The sequence below is a fragment of the Chitinophaga niabensis genome (assembly GCF_039545795.1).
GTDB classification, from domain to species: Bacteria; Bacteroidota; Bacteroidia; order Chitinophagales; family Chitinophagaceae; genus Chitinophaga; species Chitinophaga niabensis_B.
This window is the reverse complement of record NZ_CP154260.1, coordinates 6,916,816-6,940,113: the sequence shown is the minus strand read 5'-3', so window position 1 is coordinate 6,940,113 and position 23,298 is coordinate 6,916,816. Positions and strand designations below refer to the sequence as shown.

Annotated in this window: 16 protein-coding genes; 5 read left to right on the top strand and 11 right to left on the bottom strand. The window is 46.5% G+C overall.

Annotated elements, in window-relative coordinates:
- Positions 1-55: 55 nt before the first annotated feature.
- Positions 56-1,123 (bottom strand): FecR family protein, encoded by a 1,068-nt coding sequence (locus AAHN97_RS28005; RefSeq protein ID WP_343305364.1) that lies wholly within the window; start codon positions 1,121-1,123, stop codon positions 56-58.
- 52 nt (positions 1,124-1,175) lie between these two features.
- Entirely contained in the window at positions 1,176-1,766 is a 591-nt protein-coding gene (locus AAHN97_RS28000) for an RNA polymerase sigma-70 factor (RefSeq protein WP_343305363.1), read from the bottom strand.
- Positions 1,767-1,954: 188 nt separating this feature from the next.
- Between AAHN97_RS28000 and AAHN97_RS27995 the strand changes: the two genes are divergently transcribed.
- Positions 1,955-2,806, top strand: coding sequence for an SMP-30/gluconolactonase/LRE family protein (locus AAHN97_RS27995; RefSeq protein ID WP_343305362.1), 852 nt, complete (start codon positions 1,955-1,957; stop codon positions 2,804-2,806).
- An 83-nt stretch (positions 2,807-2,889) separates the two neighbouring features.
- The gene (locus AAHN97_RS27990) at positions 2,890-6,030 is read left to right on the top strand and encodes a ligand-binding sensor domain-containing protein (RefSeq protein ID WP_343305361.1); all 3,141 of its coding nucleotides are present in this window, start codon (positions 2,890-2,892) and stop codon (positions 6,028-6,030) included.
- A gap of 62 nt (positions 6,031-6,092) precedes the next feature.
- On the opposite strand, the gene AAHN97_RS27985 is transcribed toward AAHN97_RS27990, so the two are convergent.
- Genes AAHN97_RS27985 through AAHN97_RS27970 form a run of 4 tightly spaced genes read right to left on the bottom strand, consistent with a single transcriptional unit; the run spans position 6,093 to position 11,286 of the window.
- A complete protein-coding gene (locus AAHN97_RS27985; RefSeq protein WP_343305360.1) occupies positions 6,093-7,496 on the bottom strand; it encodes an MBL fold metallo-hydrolase in 1,404 nt (467 codons plus the stop codon).
- Positions 7,497-7,508: 12 nt separating this feature from the next.
- Positions 7,509-8,006, bottom strand: a complete 498-nt coding sequence (locus AAHN97_RS27980) for a DUF4442 domain-containing protein (protein WP_343305359.1) — start codon at positions 8,004-8,006, stop codon at positions 7,509-7,511.
- 11 nt (positions 8,007-8,017) lie between these two features.
- On the bottom strand, positions 8,018-10,015 hold the full coding sequence (ppk1, locus tag AAHN97_RS27975) for a polyphosphate kinase 1 (RefSeq protein ID WP_343305358.1): 1,998 nt from the start codon (positions 10,013-10,015) through the stop codon (positions 8,018-8,020).
- Positions 10,016-10,017: 2 nt separating this feature from the next.
- Entirely contained in the window at positions 10,018-11,286 is a 1,269-nt protein-coding gene (locus AAHN97_RS27970; protein ID WP_343305357.1) for a Pycsar system effector family protein, read from the bottom strand.
- An 81-nt stretch (positions 11,287-11,367) separates the two neighbouring features.
- Here AAHN97_RS27970 and AAHN97_RS27965 point away from each other — a divergent pair, with 81 nt between their 5' ends.
- Both AAHN97_RS27965 and AAHN97_RS27960 read left to right on the top strand, forming a co-directional pair.
- Positions 11,368-12,219 carry a hypothetical protein gene (locus AAHN97_RS27965; RefSeq protein WP_343305356.1) on the top strand — a complete coding sequence of 284 codons (852 nt, stop codon included), beginning with the start codon at positions 11,368-11,370 and terminating at the stop codon, positions 12,217-12,219.
- A gap of 4 nt (positions 12,220-12,223) precedes the next feature.
- On the top strand, positions 12,224-15,859 hold the full coding sequence (locus AAHN97_RS27960) for a BamA/TamA family outer membrane protein (RefSeq protein WP_343305355.1): 3,636 nt from the start codon (positions 12,224-12,226) through the stop codon (positions 15,857-15,859).
- On the opposite strand, the gene AAHN97_RS27955 is transcribed toward AAHN97_RS27960, so the two are convergent.
- The 4 genes from AAHN97_RS27955 to AAHN97_RS27940 all read right to left on the bottom strand — a co-directional run bounded on the left by AAHN97_RS27955 (position 15,849) and on the right by AAHN97_RS27940 (position 20,624).
- Complete coding sequence (locus AAHN97_RS27955) at positions 15,849-18,203, bottom strand: hypothetical protein (protein ID WP_343305354.1); 2,355 nt, start codon at positions 18,201-18,203, stop codon at positions 15,849-15,851. The genes AAHN97_RS27960 and AAHN97_RS27955 overlap by 11 nt on opposite strands.
- Before the next feature lie 90 nt (positions 18,204-18,293).
- Positions 18,294-18,968: a DUF3267 domain-containing protein gene (locus tag AAHN97_RS27950; RefSeq protein ID WP_343305353.1), complete on the bottom strand. Its 675-nt coding sequence runs from the start codon at positions 18,966-18,968 to the stop codon at positions 18,294-18,296.
- 3 nt (positions 18,969-18,971) lie between these two features.
- The gene (lysA, locus tag AAHN97_RS27945; RefSeq protein WP_074240824.1) at positions 18,972-20,198 is read right to left on the bottom strand and encodes a diaminopimelate decarboxylase; all 1,227 of its coding nucleotides are present in this window, start codon (positions 20,196-20,198) and stop codon (positions 18,972-18,974) included.
- A gap of 39 nt (positions 20,199-20,237) precedes the next feature.
- On the bottom strand, positions 20,238-20,624 hold the full coding sequence (locus tag AAHN97_RS27940; protein WP_343305352.1) for an RNA-binding S4 domain-containing protein: 387 nt from the start codon (positions 20,622-20,624) through the stop codon (positions 20,238-20,240).
- Between the two features lie 97 nt (positions 20,625-20,721).
- On the opposite strand from AAHN97_RS27940, the gene AAHN97_RS27935 reads away from it, so the two are divergent.
- Complete coding sequence (locus tag AAHN97_RS27935; RefSeq protein WP_343305351.1) at positions 20,722-22,155, top strand: cation:proton antiporter; 1,434 nt, start codon at positions 20,722-20,724, stop codon at positions 22,153-22,155.
- Here the strand turns inward: AAHN97_RS27935 and AAHN97_RS27930 are convergent.
- The gene (locus AAHN97_RS27930) at positions 22,152-23,207 is read right to left on the bottom strand and encodes a TlpA family protein disulfide reductase (protein ID WP_343305350.1); all 1,056 of its coding nucleotides are present in this window, start codon (positions 23,205-23,207) and stop codon (positions 22,152-22,154) included. The genes AAHN97_RS27935 and AAHN97_RS27930 overlap by 4 nt on opposite strands.
- Positions 23,208-23,298: the final 91 nt, after the last annotated feature.

The window sequence follows — 23,298 nt, the reverse complement described above, 5'->3', positions numbered from 1 at the left end:
ACATTTCCCGTTTTTATTTCGGTTCATTGCCAAATATTATATGTCTATTGCTTGTTTATTCGATCCAGATAATTCCCTCTTTATCTGTTTTAAAATGAAATGATCCCCCGGTTAGTTCAAGGGCTTTTAATACTTCTTCCAGGCTCTCGTCCTGGAATACGCCTGTTAGGTATTCCTGTCTTTTGTTACTGTTCTTAAATCGTATTTCCACGCCAAACCACTGTTCCAGCATCACTGCCACCTTTTCCAGCGGCATGCGTTTAAAGGCCAGCTTGTTCTCCACCCAGGCCGTTTCTGTTACCACGCTATCCCTCACTACAGTGAGCGGGGATTTGATCAGCCTGATCACAACGGGCTCCACATGTTCCACAGAATCTTCTTCTATCAGCTGGATAGTGGGGATGGATAATTTTTCATTTGGTTTTAATCTGACCACCTGGTTCTTTTTTTCATCCAGCACTACTTCCACCACACCTGTCACCAAAGAGGTGACTGCACTGTCTTCCTGCGGATAGGCCCTTACGTTGAATTCAGTTCCCAATACACGGATGCTGAAGGTTTTTGTGCGTACCATAAAGGGCCGTTGTGCATCTTTCGTTACCGTAAAGAATGCCTCCCCTTCCAGTATCACTTCCCGGCGTTTGCCTGTGAATTGTTTGGGATAATCCAGCTTACTGCCTGCATTGAGCCATACGGTTGTTCCGTCCGGCAGTTTTACCTGGGAGCGGGAACCTTTATGGGTAACCAGTTGCTGGCGGTTCTCATCCATTTTAGGCTGGCTCCACCATTTACGGCCCATAAAGAATGCCATCAGCAAGGCTGCTGCCACTCCGGCTATGCGTACCGTCATCCTGCGGATGTTGCCACGGCGGTTGGAATAAACAGGGATCTCTTCCACCTCCACAGCCGATTCCAGCCTGCGTTTGTGCTTCTCCAGTGCTATCTCCGTATCCCCGGAGCTAAGCGGCTTTTGCTTATCCTTCCAGCCCTGGGTAAGTATTTCTTTGGTATAAGAAGCATCCGGATGCTGCTGTAACAAGCGCGCCAGCTCCTTTTCTTCCTCGGGGAGCAGCTCGTTTGCCACCTTTTTGGCAAGCAGGTTCCAGATTTGATCATCCATCATATCAGAAGGACAGTTTAAAAGTTAAAAGTTCCCTAAAGAGAAAGAAAAAAATTTATTGACGCAATAAATAGGACTGGGCTAACTCAGCAGACATATCCAGGCGGATAGCCTCTGCTACTTTTTTAACGGCTATAGTGAGCTGTGCATCAACGGTTTTGGGGGAAATTTCCAATAATTCGCCTACCTCTTTATATTTCAATCCGTCCTGTTTTACCAGCCTGAAGATCAGCTGGCAACGGGCAGGCAGGCTGCGGATGGCAGATTCTATTTTCTGGGCCACTTCCGCGGAGATCATATTATGTTCCTGGTCGGGGCTCATGGCAATGGCATCCGTATCCAGGTTCTCAAGGCTGGCATACTGATGTTTGCGCTGTTGCTGAAGGGTATTATAAGAAAGGTTACGGGTGCAGATATATAAATAAACAACGGGGTTTTCTACAGAAATAAGCTGGGAACGTTTCTGCCAGACCATAATGAACACATCTGAAACAATCTCTTCCGCCAGGTGAAATGAGCCGACCACTGCAGCAGAGAAATGGATGAGCCTGCTGTAGAGTGATTTGTATAACTCGTCATAGGCTTGCATATCCCCTGCTTCACATACGCTTCGGAAGTTGCGTCTGATCAGATCATCATTAGTCATGCCCAAAAATATATAAATGTTGTTTCGCGATTATTAACGCAATGTTATATCCTCGATAATTTGAATCCCGGTTGATTAACGTGGATGCCGTGCAATTTAAAAATCCGTTCACTGTATTATAGGCAAAGTACAAAAATTCTTCATCCAGCCAAGATTTATTAAATTTAATACCTAATCTTTCACCAGTTATGAAACCAAAAGCGACTATCCTTTGCCTGCTCATGGCAGCAGTTCCCTTCGTGCGTGTATCCGCCCAGGCCAGTTTAGAGAAAAAATGGACCTCAGACACTACTTTAAAAGTACCTGAATCTGTTTACTTTGATGCCAAAAGGAACACCCTTTACGTCACCAATATTGATGGTGCCCCCTGGGCTAATGATGGCAAGGGGTCCATTTCGAAACTTTCCCCGGACGGAAAGATCACTACCCTCAACTGGGTAGAAGGCCTCAGCGCCCCTAAAGGCATGGCTGTTGTTGGCAACCAGCTCTTTGTAGCAGATATGGGTACGCTCGTTATCATCGACATTGCAAAAGGAGCCATCACCAAACGCGAATCCATTGAAGGTGCCCTCAACCTGAACGATGTAACTGCTTCCCCCAATGGCGTAGTATACGTTTCAGACTCTAAAAAGAAGACGGTTCACACTTATCAGAACGGAAAAGCCACCCTCCTGCTGGACAGTGCCAATAGCGGCCTGAGAGGCCCAAATGGCCTGCTCTATATGCCCGATGGCTTGCTGGTATTGGATAATGGCGCACTTTACAGGGCCGGGAAAGACAATAAACTCACCCAACTGGCTAAAATTGCCGGGGGAACGGATGGAATTGAACACGTAAAAGGCGGGGAATTCGTAGTTTCGTGCTGGGGAGGACAAGTATTTTATGTGGATGCCAAATCCGGCACAGTTACCAAAATGCTGGATACTCAGGCTGAAAAACTGCAAACAGCAGACATTGGATATGATGCCAAAAAGAGAATTGTTTACATCCCTACCTTTTTTGGAAATAAAGTTTCCGCATACCAGTTAAATGTAAAATAATCTAATGACCGGCCCAAGGTCCGGAACCCGGGATTCGGTTTCCGGTTCCGGACCCAGCCAGGTTCATACATCGGGAATTCAGTTTGTCTAAGATTTTCATTTTTGTTGCAGCAATCTTCTTATTACACCTGCCTGCTTTTGCACAGGGGCAGCATAATGCCTATACGTTCCAGCATCTCTGTATCGAAGACGGACTTTCCGGCAACCACGTTTCCGCTATCCTGCAGGACAGGAAAGGGTTTATCTGGATTGCCAGCACCTCACTGCAACGCTACGATGGTAAACACCTCGTCACCATTTCCAATTTCGACCGCCTTCCCGGATCTATCTATTACGAGAACATTGCTTTATATGAAGATCGTGCCAGCCGCATCTGGATGGGCACACCTGATAATATCCGTGTGTATGACCCCCTCACCGCCAAAGTAAAGATCATCCCGCTGGAAGCGGGCCTTGCGGTTCCGGGCAATCTCAGCTGCCATGATATTACGCAGGACCATCATGGTGTTATCTGGGCCACTACTGCACTGGGTTTGTTACAACTGGATGAGCAAAGCAACAAATTCAGAGTCCCCCCGGGTATGCCTGACAGTATCCGCACGCAACTGAGAGGTGCATTACTGGAAGATTCTTTCGGCCGTTTATGGGCCAGCGGGAAATATGGATTGTATATCCTCAGCAACAACCGCAAAGAAATATACAGTACGCATAACAATCCCCTGAAAATTGCCGCATTGTCCATTGGCGCCAGCTCCAAAAGATTATTTGAAGACAGTAAGAAAAGGATGTGGATAGCCACACGCGGCTATAATTACCTGTATGCCTATAATGCAGATTCCAATTCCTTAAAACAATACCAGTTCCCGCTCACTACGAAAGTAGAAGAAGATCCTTTCGACCAGGTATACGATATGGCATCTGATATGATGGGCAATATCTGGGTAGCCCTTGAACATGAGGGGTTGTACCGTTACAACGAAAAGCTGGACAGTTTTAATCTGCATATCGCCGGTAATAAACAGGATGAACTGGGCCTGCATTACAATTATGAAACCAACTGCCTGCTCAATGACCGGGATGGTCATTTGTGGATAGGTACGGACCGCGGGATCAATATCATGAGCCTGCATAAAGAAAATTTCACCCGCTATGATCACCGGAACCAATTTGCCGGCAGCGCTTTGAAACTACCTTATTCAGAAGTGACGGGCACTTTCACAGCCTCCAACGGAGATGTTTACATTGGTTACTGGGGAAAGGGATTCGCATGGCTGGATGATAAATTGCAACTGAAAGCACATTACGATTATGATCCCAAAGGGAATGGCATTTCAGATGATCATGGCCTTGTTTGGGGCTTTTCGGAAATGCCCAACGGCCACATCCTCATAGGGCAGGAAAATGGTTACGTTTCTCAGTTTGATCCTGTCCATAAAAAATTCATCCACCATCATCCCCGGGACTTTCAGGATGAAGCAATACTCACCATGCTGCCGGAAAATGATACAACTATATGGACAGGTTTGTACCTGCATGGCATCGTCCGCTGGAATCCGAAGCAGGATAAAGTGACCCGCTATCCACAACTCTTAAATGTTACCCGCCGTTTTAATGCCGTGATGGCTATTGTACCACAGGGAAAAGAAACGCTCTGGCTAGCCAGCACCTATGGCGGGATCCTGCGCTTTAATAAAAATTCCGGCCTTGTGGAAAAACAGATCATGTTCCGTAATAATGGAGATACCGTGCGCAATATCACTTCTCTCCTGCGTTATAACGACAGTATCCTGCTGGCCGGAACAGATCATGGTCTTTACTTTTATAACCATCTCCGCGATACCTGGACGGCACAAATGCTTAACACCATCCATTTTGATGAATGGATCCTGAGCATGCAACCTGCAGAAGAAGGCAATGTATGGTTCACTACGCCCTATGGTTTTTACCGGCTCAATGCCGCCACTCGCACACTCTCTGCCTTTATTCAGAATGATGATATTATAGATAATCCCCGCCGTGTACGCAGGCATATTACAAAACTGAAGAATGGGCATTTGCTCGTAGGCGCTTCTGATCACTTCGTTTCGTTTTCTGTTGATCACCTGCAGGTAAAATCCCCGCCACCGGATGTAACGATCGTAGATTTCCGCGTGCTGGACAGTCCTATCATTGTAGATTCCGTGGTAGGCACACAATTCCCGCTGGTGCTTACGCACGATCAGAACTTTATTAGTATTGAATTCAAATCCCTTCAATATCACACTTCAAAAACGCGCTACTATTATCTGCTGGAAGGTGTGGACGCAGATTGGGTGCCTGCTGAAAACCTGCTGGTGGCACGTTACACCAAACTTCCTCCCGGCGATTATGTTTTCCATGTAAAAAGTATGGACATGGCCGGCATGTTCTCCCGCAACACCACTTCACTGCGCATCAGTGTATTACCTGCATTCTGGCAAACCTGGTGGTTCAGGGGTTTAGGCATACTTGCAGTGCTGGCAATGATCTACGGATATTTCCGTTTCAGGTTATACCGGGTGAAGAAAGAAGCCAAAAACAAGGCCGCTTTCAGAGAAGAACTGGCACAACTGGAAATGAAAGCATTACGAGCGCAAATGAACCCGCACTTCATCTTTAATTCACTGAATTCTATTCAGACCTTTATGATGAAGAATGAAACGGAGCAGGCGCTCTCTTATCTCAGCCGCTTTGCACGCCTGATCCGTAATGTGCTGGACCACTCGCAACTGAATAATGTAACCATTCTGCGGGAAACGGAAATGCTGGAGAACTACCTGGAACTGGAGCGTTTACGGCTCAATGATCACTTTGATTATAAGATAGTGATAGATCCTTCCCTGGATAAAGACTTCCTGGAAATACCGGCCATGGTGATCCAGCCTTTTGTAGAAAACGCTATCTGGCACGGGCTGCTGCATAAAAAGGAAAAAGGGTTATTGACCATCTCATTCACGCGCAGGGAAGACAGGATCCATTGTATCATTGAAGATAATGGTGTTGGCCGGGAAGCGGCTGGCGTATTCAAACAACAAAGCCATCCCACCCATATTTCACGGGGTGTGCAGATAACAAAAGATCGGCTGCAGATCTACAACAGCCGGTACAATATGGATGCGTTCTTTGATATAGAAGACCTGAAAGATGCAACAGGTCAGGCAACGGGTACCCGGATCAATTTATGGTTCCCCTTGCTGGAAGATTAAAAGAGGGCGTTTATTTATTGTATGAAATCCCAATCTCCGGAAGATTAAAAGAGCAACATTCATCACCCCAGCCCAATTTCCGTATGCCGCTCAGGAATTTCAATATCCAAAAATCCTTTCTTCAGTAACCATTCCTTGAACACCGTTTGCACTTCATACTCTCCATGCACCAGGAATAATTTCTTCACTCCTCCCGGCATCTGGCATGCCAGCCATTGGCTCATATCTTCATAATCTCCGTGTGCACTCATAGAACGGATCACCCCAACAGCTGCACGTACCTCATGTTTATCTCCATAGATATGCACTTCTTTGGCGCCCCGCATCAGTCTTCCGCCAAGGGATTGCGGTTCACAATATCCTACAATGAGGATGGTGTTTTTCGGATCATCAATATTATTAGCAATGTGATGTTTCACACGCCCGCCTTCCGCCATGCCGGATGCAGAGATGATCACACAAGGCTCTTTCCGTAAGTTGAGCGCTTTGGATTCATCTATTGTTTTGATATAATGCAGTCCGGGGAAATCAAACGGATCATCATCTATCTCCAGCATCTTAGCCACCGTTTTATTAAAACATTCCGGATGAGATTTTGTGACCTCTGTGGCTTCCAGTGAAAGCGGGCTGTCTACAAACAGCTCTACACGCGGCAATTTACCGGCTAACTGTGCACGGTTCAATGCATACAATATTTCCTGTGTACGCCCTACGCTGAATGCAGGTATGATCAGTTTTCCTCTTTTACCTACACAGGTTTCCTGGATGTGACGCAGCAAGGCTTCATCTCCAGGCGCAATATCTTCATGCAGCGTACTGCCGTAAGTAGATTCCATGATGATGTAATCTGCCTGTGGAAATACTTCAGGAGATTTGAGGATAGGATCACCATAACGGCCAATGTCTCCGCTGAAAGTGATCTGGCGTACCTGCCCGTCCTCTTTGATACGGAGATGCACACAGGCACTGCCGATGATATGGCCAGCATCTGTGAACAGCACTTCCACATCCGGGTCTATACGGAACCATTCTCCGTAATTAACACCACGGAATTGTTTTACTGCGCGTTTCGCATCATCCAGCGTGTAAAGTGGTTCAATGGCCGGTTTACCTTCCCGTTTGTTCTTTTTGTTCACGTATTTGATATCATCTTCCTGGATCTCTGCAGAATCCAGCAACAATATCTCTGTAAGGTCTTTGGATGCACGCGTGCAAAAGATATCTCCGGTATAACCGAGTTTGTTTAAACGGGGTATTAAACCGGAGTGATCGATGTGTGCATGCGAAAGGATCATGATATCCACTTCCTTCGGGTCAAATCCAAAATCCTGGTTCAGGGCCACTGTTTCTCTGCCCATACCCTGGAACATACCGCAATCCAACAGTATCTTCTTTCCGTTCTTTAGCGTGATCAGGTGCTTGGAACCTGTAACTGTCCTTGCTGCCCCATGAAATGCAATCTTCATAATACTCTCTTTTTATGTCTTGGATGTACTTTTAAAACTCCAGGTAACTTTGAATTGTGCGATCTCCGTGCCATCCGCAGATCTGCCGGTAATACCAATTGTGATAGCAGAAGAATTACCGGATGCTATTGCCTGCATGATAGCATTGCGAATAGCATCTCCCTGCTCACAGGTAAAATAAGTACGGCTTTTGGCTTTCTTGAGAAAGATACCTTCCATCCCTGTAACTAACATGGATACACGGGAAGAGGTTCCGCTTGTATGTGCCATGGCCAGCACACCTGTGCTCATTTCCGCCGCCATAGCCAGGCAGGCGAAGTAGGTAGAGCCGAAAGGGTTTTGTGATAACCAGCGGTAAGGTACTACCGTGGTACAGCTATGTGCATCCATTTTATGGATCCTCACGCCGGACAGCCAGGCGCTGGGTAACTTAAACAGCAGGAACAAAGAAAACTTGAAACGGTTATTCACCAGTTTAACAAAGTGATCAGTCGAAGTTGCATTGACCATACTATTAAGCATTACAGGTGATGCACATAATCATAAATGCCTTTTTGCGCATTTACGTCCGGCTCGCCGGCTACCTTAGGTACCGGTATTGCCTTCATTTCAGCATCCAATATTACGGCATTTGTGTTATCTGCCAGTTGCAAAGCAAGAATATCTTTCAACTGCTGCGCATATACGGGATCATAAATGGGAAAACATACTTCTATCCTGCGATGCAGGTTACGGTTCATCCAGTCTGCAGAACCCATATACACTTCTTCCGCGCCATTGTTATGGAAAACAAATACACGGGCATGCTCCAGGTAACGGTCTACAATACGGTGAATACTGATGCCTTTCCTTGGCACAATACAACAGATACTCCTGATGATCAGCTTCACTTCCACACCAGCCTCTGCAGCAGCGTATAGTTCAGCGATCATTTGTTTTTCCTGCAGGTTGTTCAGTTTAATAGTAATGCGTGCCGGTAACCCTGCACGTGCATGGTCCACCTCGCGCCTGATCATTTCCGTAAAACGGTTCACCAGGTTGAACTGTGCCACCAGTAAATGATTAAACGGCAGGAAATGATATTTGGCAGGTGCAATACCCGTTTGCATATAAATGAACAAGAGTTCCAGTTCCTGCGTCATGCCGGCATGTGCGGTCAGCAGTACATGATCTGTATAGAACCGTGCAGTACTTTCATTGAAATTACCGGTGGCATATAACCCGATGTGGTCCCAGTTGTAGCCACGTTTGCGTTTTACCAATGCCACTTTCGCATGCACTTTCAGGTTAGGGATGCTGTATAATATTTTCACCCCTGCTTCTTTCATGCGTTTAGCCCAGCGCACGTTATTGGCTTCATCAAACCTTGCTTTCAATTCCACCATCACCGTTACCTGTTTGCCATTCCTCGCTGCGCTGATCAAAGCATTTACGATCTGTGAACCGGAGGCTACGCGGTAAAGTGTTACATAGATCTCCTGCACATCAGGGTCTGTAGCTGCTTCATTAAAAAAGCGGAGGATATAATCGTAATTCTGATAAGGCACGTGTAATAACACATCCTTTTGCAGAATGGTGTTCAGTAATGTTTCTTCTGTTTCCAGTGCTTTTACACGGGCGGAAGGTAAACGCGGGTAGTTCAGAGCAGGGTCTTTTACCGGCAGGTCTGCCAGGTCGCGGAGATGATGATATCTTCCGCCGCTGGTCATTTCCTGCGGGGCTATACGAAAATAAGCCGCCAGGTTATGCTGCATGTCTTCCGGCATTTTGCTGTCGTACAGGAAGCGGGTGGGTAAACCCAGCGCTCTTTTCACCAGCATGCTTTCCACCTTTTGCAGTAAATGCCCGCTGAATTCATCCACATCTATTTCAGCATCACGCGTGAGCTTGATGCTGTAACAGCCTTTTACCTGCTGGCCCGGAAAGAGGAAGTGCAGGTGCTCCCGGATCACATCGTCCAGGAAAACAATATGCTGGTCCGGCAGGCTCAGGAAGCGGGGCAGGTGACTGGAGGGAATGTTCACCAATGCATATCCGTTGTTATCAAAACAAACAACGAGATACAAGGCATTATTCTCCAGGAACACTTCTACCGGATGTTCCATCACTATTTTTTGCGGTTGCAGGAAACCCAGCACGGTATTAAAGAAATAATCTTTAATGGCAGGCTGGTGTGCTGCCTGGATCACATCTCCATAATAAAGATGTACCCCATGGCGATGCAGCCCCGGCAATACTTCTGTGGTGAGGATCCTGCCGAATTCCTGTAACTGGCGGCCGGTTACCTGCTGAACAGCAAATAGCAAACCTTCCTGTGATACCTGTAATTGCTGCAGGGCCAGGATGGCCGGCATGCGTACCCGGAAAAATTCATCGAGGTTGGAAGAAAAGATGGATAGGAATCGCACCCGTTCAAAGATCGGCACCTGCTCATTGGCCGCCATTAATAACACCTGGTTATTAAAAGAGAGCCAGCTAAGGTCGCGATCGTATAGTGTAATGTCAGTTTCTGTGTGCAAGACTATCCTTTTACCGGGAAAAACAATGCTGCGATCGTAAATGCCAGAACGGAGGCAATGATCCCATACATAAATATATTATACGCGATCCGTAGCATGCGGTATTTACGACCCAATACAACACCCAGGTTATAGATGTCGTGGATCATATTGCTATAGAGGTAATCGTTCTTCTTCATAATGGTTTCCATACCATCTTCATACTCTTTATAGCTCATCTGGTGGAAGTTCCCGAAGAACAGGAGGTTTGATTTTTTATTTTGTATATCCAGGAGTGTGAACCGGCCGGAGGTAACATTCGGGCGGGTAGCCAGGATAGAAAATACAATAGTGGTAACGCTGGTGGTTAAAAAGATAATGGAAGGGAGGATGAAGTTGGGATAATCTTCCAGTTTGCGCAACAGCACACTGAGTAATACGGAAATAATAATGGCGTTCACAGAGATCATAATGTTGGCCTTCGAATCCGCCATGGAACTTAACCGTATATGGTTGGTGCTGGTGGTACGGAACATGGTTTCCACACCTCTTCCCGGCTTGGGTTCTTTTACTTTTTCAGCACCAGGTTCTCCCGGTTTACCTTCCTCTTCTTCTTTTTTCTTTTCCAGTTTGGCTGCTTTCTTCTCCAGTTTTTTCTGCTCTGCGGCAGCCTCCTGTATAGCTTCTCCCTGTTTCTTTTCCAGTTTGGCTTTCAGGCGCTCCAGGTTCTCTTCTTTCTGTTGCTTTAAAAGCGTTTGGCTGTAGGCTGTATGATATTTATGTGCTTCCAGGAAACTGATGGTGGTAACGGTCCATTCCAGGCCGGAGATATCCTGCTTGCCGGCCAGCTCTGCTTCTGCCCTGAGCAGTTTATTCCGCTTATTGAACTCTTTGGAACCCAGGTGAAAAAGGTCTGCATCACAAACGATCTGCTCCAGCAGGTTATTAGGCATCTGGGGGATCTTTGTAGCCAGGATACAACCTTCCACAGCCTGCGCCACACTCTCCGGCAATTGCTGCAGTCCTATAAATTCCCTTGCTGCATTGGCGCCTGCCTGTTCATGATCCGCACGTACACCCAGCACATAACCGAGATCATGGAACCATGCTGCCAGCAATACCACCAGCTGGTCCGCATCCGTTAAGCGGTAATACGCAGCTATCTGCTCAGCCGCCTGCACTACCTGCTGCGTATGTGCTATGTTGTGATATACCAGTACAGGGTTAGCCCGTTGCTCAAATTGCTGGGTAACATAAACCTTCGCCGCAGCGATCACTGAACTTATTTCCATCGGAACTTGTATTAACAGAGAGAATTCAATTCCAAATTACGGCATTTTTTGCGTTAATTTTACTTCTCAAAGTTAAGGCTTATGAAGATGATCATACTCTATTGCCTGCTCATAGCCATCATATCCTGCCAGGGGAGTCAGCAAAAAGACATCAGTTCTCCTAAAGGATACAAGATGGAGACCCCCGAAAGGTTCAAGGTAAGGGAGTCTTTACAGGAGATCTCAGGTATTGTATATTATAAGGATGAAGAACATTTCATGTCCATCAACGATGAACAGGGCAAGGTGTTCCAGGTGGGCCTTCGTACCAAACAACCCTACCCTTTCTGGAAGTTCGGCAAGAGCGGGGATTATGAAGAGATCCTTACCACCGGTAAGCAGTGGATTGTACTGAAAAGTAACGGCAGCCTGCATTTCGTGAATAACCTGTTCACAGACACTACTTCTTCTTCCATTTATCATTTCCCTAAAACAGGTACTGGTACCAAAGAATTTGAAGCGGCCTATTACGATCCTACCCGCAATAGTACCATCGTTATCTGTAAGAACTGTGAGGAAGATAAAAAGAAGAAAGCCACCAGCGTGTATGCTTTTTCCATGGATTCCCTGCAATTCTCCCCGGTGCCGGTTTTCAGCTATCCGTATGCTGACATTCCAAAGCTCAGCGGATCACCGTCCAAACACTTCAGGCCATCTGCCGCTGCTGTACATCCCATAGAAAACAAGGTATATATCGTGGCTTCTATCAACAGACTGCTGGTAATTACCGATCTTTCCGGTAAAGTACTGGAAGCACACCGCCTGTCGTCCAGGCACTTTAACCAGCCGGAAGGCATCACCTTTGCCCCGAATGGCGATATGTATATCTCTAATGAAGGGGATGAAGAACATACGGCAGACATCCTTAAATATAAATATCATCCACAGCCATAACTATATGCGTTCAAAGTTATACTTACTTGTCATCACCTTATTCATATCGTCTTTTTGTTTTGCACAATCAGACAGTATCAAGCAACGGATCATCCTCATCGGGGATGCCGGGGAAATGCACAATGGCACCAACCCCACCATCGATGCCGTACGCAGAACAATAGACCTGAATAAGGGAAAGAACACGGTACTCTTCCTGGGAGATAACGTATATCCGCTGGGGTTACCTAACGTGAACGCACGTAACTATAACGAAGCGAAAGAAATCCTGGATTACCAGATCAACCTGCTGAAAGGCACCAAAGCGGAAGGAATCTTTATTCCGGGTAATCACGACTGGGCCCGCCATAAACCGGATGGATGGCAAACCATCCGTAACCAGCAGTTATATGTGGATTCATTTGGCCTGGCCAATGTGCAGTTCCTGCCTAAAGGAGGATGCCCCGGCCCTGTTGCAGTGCCTTTAGGAAAAGATGCTGTGCTGATTGTATTTGACAGCGAGTGGTGGTTATACCCCGGCAAAAAACCCGGTCTCGAATCCGGCTGTGACTGCAAAACGGAAGATGAGGTACTGGCTGCCATCAATGATATTGCAGCCCTTAACCCCGGTAAACTAATGGTATTTGCCACCCACCATCCTTTACGCAGTTATGGTATTCATGGGGGTTATTACACCATCAAGCAACACATTTTCCCTTTAACAGATGCCAAACCCGGCCTCTATATTCCGCTGCCTGTAATAGGCTCCATCTATCCTTTGGTAAGAGGGGTATTTGGCACAACGGAAGATCTGCCGCATCCTTTATATAAAAGAATGATCAAAGGCATTGAAGAGGCCCTGCCGGAAGATGCCCAGGTAGTATTTGTTTCCGGGCACGATCACACTCTTCAACTGATCAAAGATAAAGGCAGGAGTTATATTGTCAGTGGCTCCGGCGCAAAAGATAACCGGGTTAAAAAGGGCAAACTCTCTGAATTTGCCAGCCGCCTCAATGGTTTCAGCGTAATAGAGGTAATGAGCAATGGCAATGTGCGGGTGAACTTTTACAACGATGGGGATATCAAACCCATGTTCAGCCAGAACCTCTATAACCTCAGCACTTACCGCGGAAGGGCGGAGAACTATCCCAGCCGCAAAGATGCACCCGCCACGGTTACCCTGGCGCCTGATGCCCAATATGAAAAAGCCGGTGGCTTTCACCGTTTTATACTGGGCGACAATTACCGCAAAGTATGGGCTACCCCGCTTACTTTCCCCGTAGTAAACCTGGATACAGTGAAAGGCGGCCTGAAGATCCTCAAAAGAGGTGGTGGTAAACAAACCCGCTCCCTGCGCCTGGAAGACAAAAATGGCAATGAATGGGTAATGCGCTCCCTGCGCAAATGGCCTACTTCCGCCCTGCCGGAACAATTGCGGGAAACCATTGCAAGGGAAGTAGTGCAGGACCAGATCTCGGCTGCCAACCCTTACGCACCACTGGCTGTAAGGCCTTTGGCTAAAGCTGCCGGTGTGCCTCATACAAACCCTGAATTCGTATACCTCGCAGATGATACCGCACTGGGTATTTACAGGAAAGATTTTGCCAATGGCGTATACCTGCTGGAAGAAAGGGAGCCTGTAAGCACCAATAAAACCTATAACTCTGAAAAGCTGATGGAGAACCTGCTGGAAGATAATGACAACAGCATGAACCAGCCCGCTTACCTGCAGGCCCGTTTGCTGGATATGTTCATTGCTGACTGGGACAGGCATGAAGATCAATGGCGCTGGTATGCAGAAAAAGATAAAAAGAAAAAGGTCTTCTATCCTATTCCGAGAGACCGTGACCAGGCCTTTTTTGTGAACGAAGGTGTACTGCCCAGGCTGGTGAGCCGCCCCTGGTTATTACCAGCCATTCAAGGTTTCAGAAAGAAATTCCCTTATATACAGGGCTTCAACTTCAGCGCCCGTTACCTGGACCGTAATTTTATGAGTGAGCTGGACGAAGCTGCATGGCAGAAACAAAGTACTGCTTTTGCCGGGTTAATGACGGATCAGCTGATAGATGAAGCCGTTACACAATTCCCGGACACTATCAATAAACAGGTGAGTGAAATGATGCGCAGCACGCTGAAAGTAAGGAGGGATAAACTTCCTGTGCAGGCTATGAAATATTATCACTTCCTTGCAAAAGGTGTTGATGTGACGGGTTCATTTAAAAATGAGCAATTCACCGTTACCCGTTTACCGGAAGGAAAAGTACAGGTGCAATCTCAAAAGATCAGCAAAAGCGGAGACCTGGAACAAACACTCTATAACAGAACATTTGATCCTGCACATACCAAAGAGGTAATGCTGTACGGCTTAGGTGGCGAAGATAAATTCATTATTAAAGGAGATGGCAGATCGCCTATCCGCATCCGTATCATAGGAGGCAAAGAGAAAGATACATATATAGACAGCAGCGAAAGCAGTGGCAAACGCATTTTCATTTACGACCTCAAACACCGCAACGACAGCTTTGCCGTAACCCGCAGAGAAAGATTACGCCTCTCTTCTAAACCGGAAGTGATCCGTTACGACAGAAGGGCTTTCCAGTACAATAAGGTAATGCCCTTACTGGCTGCAGGTTATAACCTGGATGATGGTATCTCCCTGGGCCTTGGTATCCAATACATCGGCCATGGTTTCCGTAAAGATTCCTTTGCCGTAAAACATACTTTCACCGGCACCCATGCTGTAGCTACACAGGCTTACCAGTTCCGCTACCAGGGACAGTTCAATGATATCATCGGAAAAACAGATCTCATCGTCAATGCTACTGCCAAAGCACCGCATAACACGGTTAACTTCTTTGGCTTTGGTAACGAAACCGTATATAAAGACACATCAAAACCAAGGATCCGGTATTACCGCAGTCGTTTTAATGTGTATTCCGTATCCGCTGCTTTACGCACTAACCTTACACAGAACGTAACGTTCTTTGCAGGCCCCACCGTTTCTGCCAACACACTGGAAGCAGAAGATAATGAAGGCCGCTTCCTCACTAACTACAAAGAAAATAAACTGGACTCTGCTAACCTGTTCAAAAACAAATACTATGCAGGTTTGAGCACAGGTTTCAACATCGATACCCGTGATAATAACCTGAACCCTACACGCGGATTATTATGGTCTGTTACTTACCAGGCTAATACCGGGCTGAACAAAGAGAGCAACAGTTTTTCCACGCTCCGTACGGACATGAGTATCTACGCCTCCCTTGGATTACCGGCTACCGTTACACTGGTATCCCGCTTTGGTGGAGGTGTTACCTGGGGCCGGCCGGAATTCTTCCAGGCCATGACATTAGGTGGTACTGCTAACCTGCGTGGTTACAGGAATAACCGTTTTTCGGGAAGGGCCATGGTGTATAACAACATGGAGTTGCGGGTGAAATTATTTGACTTCACTTCTTATATCCTGCCCGGATCTGTTGGGCTGCTTGCTTTCAATGATGTGGGAAGAGTATGGGAAGATGGGGAAAAATCACATGTATGGCATGACGGCTTCGGAGGCGGTATTTACTTCTCTCCTATAAATATGCTGATCATTACCGCAGTGGTAGGGCATTCCAAAGAGGAAACCCTACCCTACGTAACGTTTGGATTTAAGTTTTAACAATCCCTTCAAAATTCACACTTAAACGGATGGCTTTTAAACCGCTGATACCTTGCAGTTCTTCCAGGTCAAGCATTTCCACTTCAGGTAAGAGGATGTTCTTGTTCTGTAAGAACTCAATGTATTTGCGGTATTCCTCTGCCTCACGGCCATAAGAATATACAATGGCTATTTTACCAGGCTGTGTAAGCCTTTCCTTTGTAGCCTGTACCCGCACTTTATCGATCCGTTTCTTCATGATCTCATAACGGATATTATAAGCTCCCTCTACATCAAAGCGCCGCTCATCTTTACGGAAACTGATATCGATAGGGTTATTATGTGCCAGGATCAATTGTGTGGTCTGTAACGGAATTTTCAGCTTAGGCTCCAGTTCATGCGTGATGCGTGCAATGGTTGCCATAGACGTAAGCTGCCACAGGCGCAGATTACGGAGGTACATATTATCAAACTTCCTGTCCGGCGCAATGGACTGGCCAATGTAGATATTATATTCCACCCCGTCCGTTCTGTACTTTTCAAAATAGCAGGGATACGATTTCTGCAATTCATCCTTCTCTTTCTCATAGTATTTATTCACCGCAGAATTGATCTTTTGCAGGCTCTCTTCATACTCACGGCGGTGATGATATACATGGCCCGTGTTCTTGTCTATCTTCTCAAAATAATGATGCAGCAAAGGTTTCAACTCGCTTTCACTATCATACAGATGACGGAAGATAGGCGCAATCTCATGGTCCAGGAATTCGTTGATCTTCACTTCATCTTCTGCGAAGAGAGAATCCTGCATGCTGTTGAGCATACGGTTATTCTTGAACTGTAACTCTTCCAGTAAAGGCAGGTTAAGATCTCCGTTGATCTGGCGGAAAGTGTTCTGAATGAGCTGTAATTGTTCCCGGAGGTCGTCCCGGATGGCGGAACCTCTTTCTACAGAGGAGTTGCGGATATCTACCGCGCCATATAAAGGATATACGCCTTCAAACAATATATTGCCAATATCTTTCTGCTGTTCTTTAGGTGTATGCAGGTACTCCCATGCAGCTTCCGTGAACTTCCATTCCACCGCAGGCTGCAAGGCCGTATACTGTTCTTTGATCACTTCATTGATCCTTTCACTGGCCAGCTCCATACTTCTGCGTAACAGTAAGGTGCCTACTGCATAACTCGGTTGCAGGCGGGCCAGCATTTCCCAGTCCAGCACCTCATCTGTAGTAGAAGCAATTTCCAGCATACCCAGCAAAGTATTTTCATGCTGAATAGGGCAAAGGATGAAACTCTTGATACCCTGTAAAGGCAGATACCTTAAGAAAGGATATAACTCTACCGTTTGCCGGTTGACCTCTGTCAACACCAGTGGCTGTGGATTGCTATCGAGGAATTCCAGTAACTGCTCGTTAAGACTGTTACGCTCCGCATCGTTCCGCGCATTAGCGAAGATGATGCTTTGGGCAACATAAGCATTGTCCAGCACGGACTTGTTGTTCACCTTGATGAAAGGGATCATGTGCAAACTGATGTCTGGCCGGCCTACCATGGTTTTCAGGTAGTCACGTGCTTTCACATAAGTTTTCAGCTCATTGTCTTTACCGATGTTCAGCACCAGGTTCTTCATGCCGTTCACCACATGTTCCTGTGTAACATCCTTGATGGTCCAGATGGCGAAGCCCTCCAGGGAGAAACTATCCAATGGTATCAGCCTTTCCAGGTCGCCGAGGTCCTGCAGTTTGAAATCTCCGGTGCAGATACGGTCACAATCCAGTTTCGGAAGCTCACCTTTCACTTTTACATCTATAAAGCGGGGATCAATCACCAGCTTAATATAGCGCTGAACACCAGTTTCCGGATGTATAATGCTGTGGGTAAGTTCGTTATCATAATTGATCGGGAGGCCATACCAGCGTTCCAGGATGAGCTTATACATCCAGGCCTTTTTATCCTTTTTCGCTTTTTCTTCCGAAACACCTTTGGGGATAGCCATCAGTTCATGCCCGTTATCAGTAAAGAGCTGGCGGAACTGTTCAGAATAATAGAAGATGGCAAAACGGAAAGGTGCCCCGATGCCATAAATGTCTTTTGTATCATCTATGGTTACCGGGAAAACGGTAGCGGTAATAAGGTCCAGGTATTCCTGGTATCTGGAAATATCGGTGTCCTTCTCTAATGGTTGCAATAATGCAGGATCACTTTCAAAGTGGCGTACGATCTCTGAGAAGTAGCTGGCACGTGCTCCTGTGGTCCGGGCGGCCTTCTCTTTTATGTAGCGGATGTAAGGACCGAATGAAATGTGACTGTCAATCAATTCATCCTCCTTAAACAGACGCGGGTGTGCAGTTAAAATTTTCATATTCAAACGTCAAAAAATCATCATTTACAGCGCTAAGCCAGTTGACAGTGCAGGATAACAGAATTGTTGCTTGGGGAAGGTGACACAAAGTTACGGGTTTTCTACATCCGAAGTATTATTTGCCGGATAAACCGGGGAATTCGTGTCCTGAATGGCATAAAAATAAGATGTACCGGTATTGGCATCGTCAAAACTGACGGGGTTTTGATGCCTGTATATATAAAAATATCCACATAAGCCAAAATCTCCGGCGCAGCAAAGGGTATGGAAGGTATACAATCCTAAAAGCAGGGCTTTCCCTTCTACGGGTACAAAGAAAAAAGCAACTGCACACAGGCCGGAAATGATCACAAAAGGGGCCATGGCAATGTAACGGAACTGCCGGTAATTGATCACAAAAGCATGGGCTACAGCGTAGAACATCAGGTAACGCCAGATCACACCATAACGTACGTCCCTGGCTCCATACCAGCGAAACATCCAGCCATGGATCATTTCATGCAGGGGAACCAGTAAAAAAGTAGAAGGGATGCCCAGCAGCAGCCATCCAAGAAAAGCAGCAACAGTCAGCTGACCGGAAGTTCTCCAATAAATGCCGCTAAGTACTATGAACACGCAGCCCAGGAAAAAGAAAGCCATGAACAGCCGCTGGTAGATATTCCGGGCCTGCAGCCCTTCCCGCAAAGGAAGGATCAGCTCCCGAAAGCCATACCGCGCAAATTGCGAATAACCTTTCGATTCCAGGGAACGGATCAGTTCCTCCATGGCTTACAGGGGAATTTCCACCTGGTTCTTCAGCAGGTCGTCAATAGTATCCCGCTTGCGAATCAGGTGGGCTTTGCCGTCCTTCACCAATACCTCCGCCGGTTTCAGGCGGGAGTTAAAGTTGCTGGACATTTCAAAACCATAAGCGCCGGCATTGTAGAATACCAGGTAATCTCCTTCGCGTACTTCATTGATCTTACGGTCCCAGCCGAAAGTATCTGTTTCGCAGATATTACCCACTACGGTATAGATGCGCTCTGTACCCTTATGGTTGGAGATATTTTTGATGAGGTGGAAAGAATCGTAGAACATAGGACGGATCAGGTGGTTAAAACCAGAGTTCACACCCACAAATACCGTAGCCGTTGTTTGTTTGATCACATTGGCCTTCACCACAAAGTAACCGCATTGGCTCACCAGGAACTTTCCTGGTTCAAACCACAATTGCAGCGGGCGTTTGTAGGATTTGGCGAAGTGATTGAAAGCATCGGTGAGCTTTTTGCCCAACAGATCGATATCCGTTTCAGGATCGCCCTGCTGATAAGCCACTTTGAATCCGCTGCCCAGGTCAATGAATTCCAGGTCAGGGAAATGCTCCGTCATTTCGAACATGATCTCCACCCCGCGGAGGAATACATCCACGTCCTTGATCTCAGAGCCGGTGTGCATGTGCAGCCCGGTCACTTTCAGTTTGGTGGATTTAACGATCCGCTCAATGTGGCGCAGCTGGTGGATGGAAATACCAAACTTACTGTCCACATGGCCCGTAGAGATCTTAAAGTTCCCTCCTGCCATGATGTGCGGGTTCAGGCGGATGCAGATAGGATAGCTGCCGCCGAACTGGTTGCCGAACTGCTCCAGGATGGAAATATTGTCGATATTGATGTTTACACCCAGGTCTTTCGCTGCAATAATCTCCTGCAGGTCCACACAATTGGGGGTAAAAATGATGTTTTTAGGATCGAACCCAGCCTTAAGGCCCAGTTGCACTTCCTGAATGGATACGGTATCAAGCCCGCAGCCAATAGAATTGATATAGCGTAATACGTTGATATTCGTCAACGCCTTACAAGCATAAAAAAAGCGGGCATCGGCCTTCACAAAGGCTTTCTGAAGCTTCTCGTATTGTGTTTTGATCTTTTCGGCATGATACACATAAACTGGTGTACCAAACTCTTCCGCCACTTTCACCAGGAAATCGGCGCTGAGAACATCGCTTTGCTTAGCCATCGTATCTATTAAATTGAATGTGCGAAAATAGTAAGAATATTAATCTTCCCGCATAAAATCGTCCAGATCCCTGCGTTCCCGCTTTGTGGGACGCCCGATTTTGCTCTGGCGCTTGCCGGTATCGAAGCTGGCAGCGATCCTTTGGTTGAATTGCTTATCCTCTTCGGGGGTTATATCTACGTAATATTTAATGGCTTCACTGTACTGCACCCGGTTATGCAGCAGGCCCACTACCTCTATTTTCCAGCGTTTGGCCTCTGTTTTAATATCATACTGGTCACCAATGGTCACGCCTTTGGCTGCTTTTACAGCCATTCCTTTGAGCTTCACCTTGCTGGCATCGCAAGCTGCAGCAGCCTGGGTACGGGTTTTAAAGATGCGTATGGCCCAGAGATATTTGTCCAAACGGAGTTTTTCTTCACTCATGGTTGCAAAATTACGAATCGCCGGCATGCAGAACAAAACAGGATGATATACACGGTTCATCATTTCTTATTATATTTCAGCCATTATCCTGTTGCACATGAAGAAGAGCCACCTGCTTTATCCTTTGATCATCGGTATTTTTGCCGCACTTATCTGGTTCATTATTGCCCAGGGTGAGCGTTTGCCTGAAAAACAACAAACTCCCCTCACCACCACTCTAACACCCGCAGCCGCAACACCAGCCGGCACAGGCGTATTGAACGAACTCATACATCATGCCCGGAATCCCCTGAGCATGCTGCTTTTCCAGATCATTATCATTCTCTGTGTGGCCCGCTTGTTCGGCTACCTGGCACAAAAAATAAAACAACCTGCTGTAGTAGGTGAGATCGTTGCCGGTATTGTACTCGGCCCTTCCCTGCTGGGATTGTTATGGCCCGATGCCATGAAAACTATTTTCCCTGCCGGTTCTTTAAGCAACCTGCAGTTCCTGAGCCAGATAGGCCTCGCCTTTTTCATGTTCATTGTGGGCATGGAACTGGATATCAGTAAGGTCAGACAAAAGGCACACGATGCCGTGATGATCAGCCACGCCAGTATTATTATCCCTTTTTTCCTGGGTGTTTGCCTGGCTTATTTTACTTTCCAGGAGTTTGCACCGGCTAATGTGAGCTTTGTGTCCTTTGCCCTGTTTATGGGAATTGCCATGAGCATCACCGCATTTCCGGTACTGGCACGCATTGTACAGGAAAGAGGATTAACAGGTACTCCCCTGGGTTCCATGGCCATTACCTGTGCCGCTGCGGATGATATCACCGCATGGGGTATACTGGCCGTAGTGATCGCTATCGTAAAGTCCACCGGTATCTTAAGTGCCGTTGTCACTATTCTGCTGGCCCTGGCATTTGTAGCTGCCATGTTCTTCCTGGTACGCCCCTGGCTGCAAAAACGCATGACTGCCGTTCAGGGCACCAAAACCAAAGTAGCCCTCGCCTTCTTTGTACTGCTGATCTCCGGCTACCTGGCAGAAGTGATCGGCGTGCATTTGCTCTTCGGCGCTTTTATTGCCGGTGTGATCATGCCGCAGGAAATGAATATCAAATCCTTACTCACAGATAAACTGGAAGATGTAAGTGTACTCATACTGCTGCCTATCTTTTTTGTACTAACCGGTTTACGCACGCAGATCGGATTACTAAACGAAGGACACCTCTGGGCTGTATTTGGTGTGATCATGCTCGTGGCCGTTTCCGGTAAATTTGCCGGGTCTGCGCTCACAGCAAGGATTGTAGGCCAGCCCTGGCAGGAAGCGCTTTCCATCGGTGCATTGATGAATACACGGGGATTAATGGAACTGGTAGTATTGAATATCGGTTATGAACTGGGTATTTTAACGCCGCAGGTATTTGCCATGCTGGTATTGATGGCGCTGGCCACTACTTTTATGACGGGCCCTGCACTGGATATCATTAATCATTATTACGCACGCCGGCGGCATGTTGTTTCGCCGCATTCATCGGCACAGCATTAGATATTTTCTAACTTCATCCTGATAGAATCAAGGGGGCTATTTACATTCCTGATAATACCCCCCTGATCTACCAGGAAAGAATAAGGCAAAGCGAAGATCTTGTACTCCTTTATATTCAACTCGCCGCCCTTTTCAAGTAAATGCAACCCTTTATAGTTGTTTTCTTCAACAGCGTCTAACCATTTCTGCCTGTCCTTATCAATAGAAACCGCAACAAGGGAAAATCCCTTTTCCTTATACTTTGCATACAGTTCATTCAGTTCGGGTACCTCTTTTACGCAGGAACCACACCACGAAGCCCAGAAAACAACCAATGTATATTTTGATCCCTTAAAAATATCCGGCGGTGCCATTTTCTGGCCCTTTTCCGTTTCGCCATATAGCACACGAAGGGTATCGCCAATTGCTTCGTTCACTGTCCTGTATTTTATTAGTTCTTCATTTAACATCTGTCCATATAAACCGTTGCGGACATCTTCCGGCAGGTTTTTATAGAACTCAAAACCATACCCCGGTTCCCATCTTGCAATTTTTGTATCCAGTGCTGCATAGACCGATATAACCGAAGGACTGCTCCTTTTCTGAAAGTTTTTTGCTGCGGCAACCTGAAAGAATTTGAAGTGTTTATCAAAATCATTCACCACTGCAGACAGCGTATCAATCTGATCTCCTTTTTCAATAGCCGCTATAAGCAAATTCTTCACACTGTCTTTTTGCCTGAAATACTCGCCCTGCATGCTATCCAGCAGGTTCATATAAAACGTCAGTTCATTCTGCAAAGGAGAAGCAGTTGTTACTTTGGGATATGGCAGCAATCCTTTCTGCGCATAATTTTTCATATCTGCTTCTATATAAATGGTATCCTTACTGCCATCAGCATATAACGTTATAGACCAATTTGACTTATATGCCGGATTAACAATACCCATATCGAGAAAGCCCGGCTGCTCTATTTTTCTTTCCAGTATCAGGGTTGCTGAATCCGGCTCAATCCGGATCTTTGACTGCAGCACTTTAATATCAGGATATCTGTCACCCAGATCTACTGACACCTTTTCAAAATTCTTTATTGAAAGCTTAATGATTACTGTCAGATCCTGTTTCTGGCCCTTATTCCCGCAGGAAATAAGAAAGGCTGTGAGT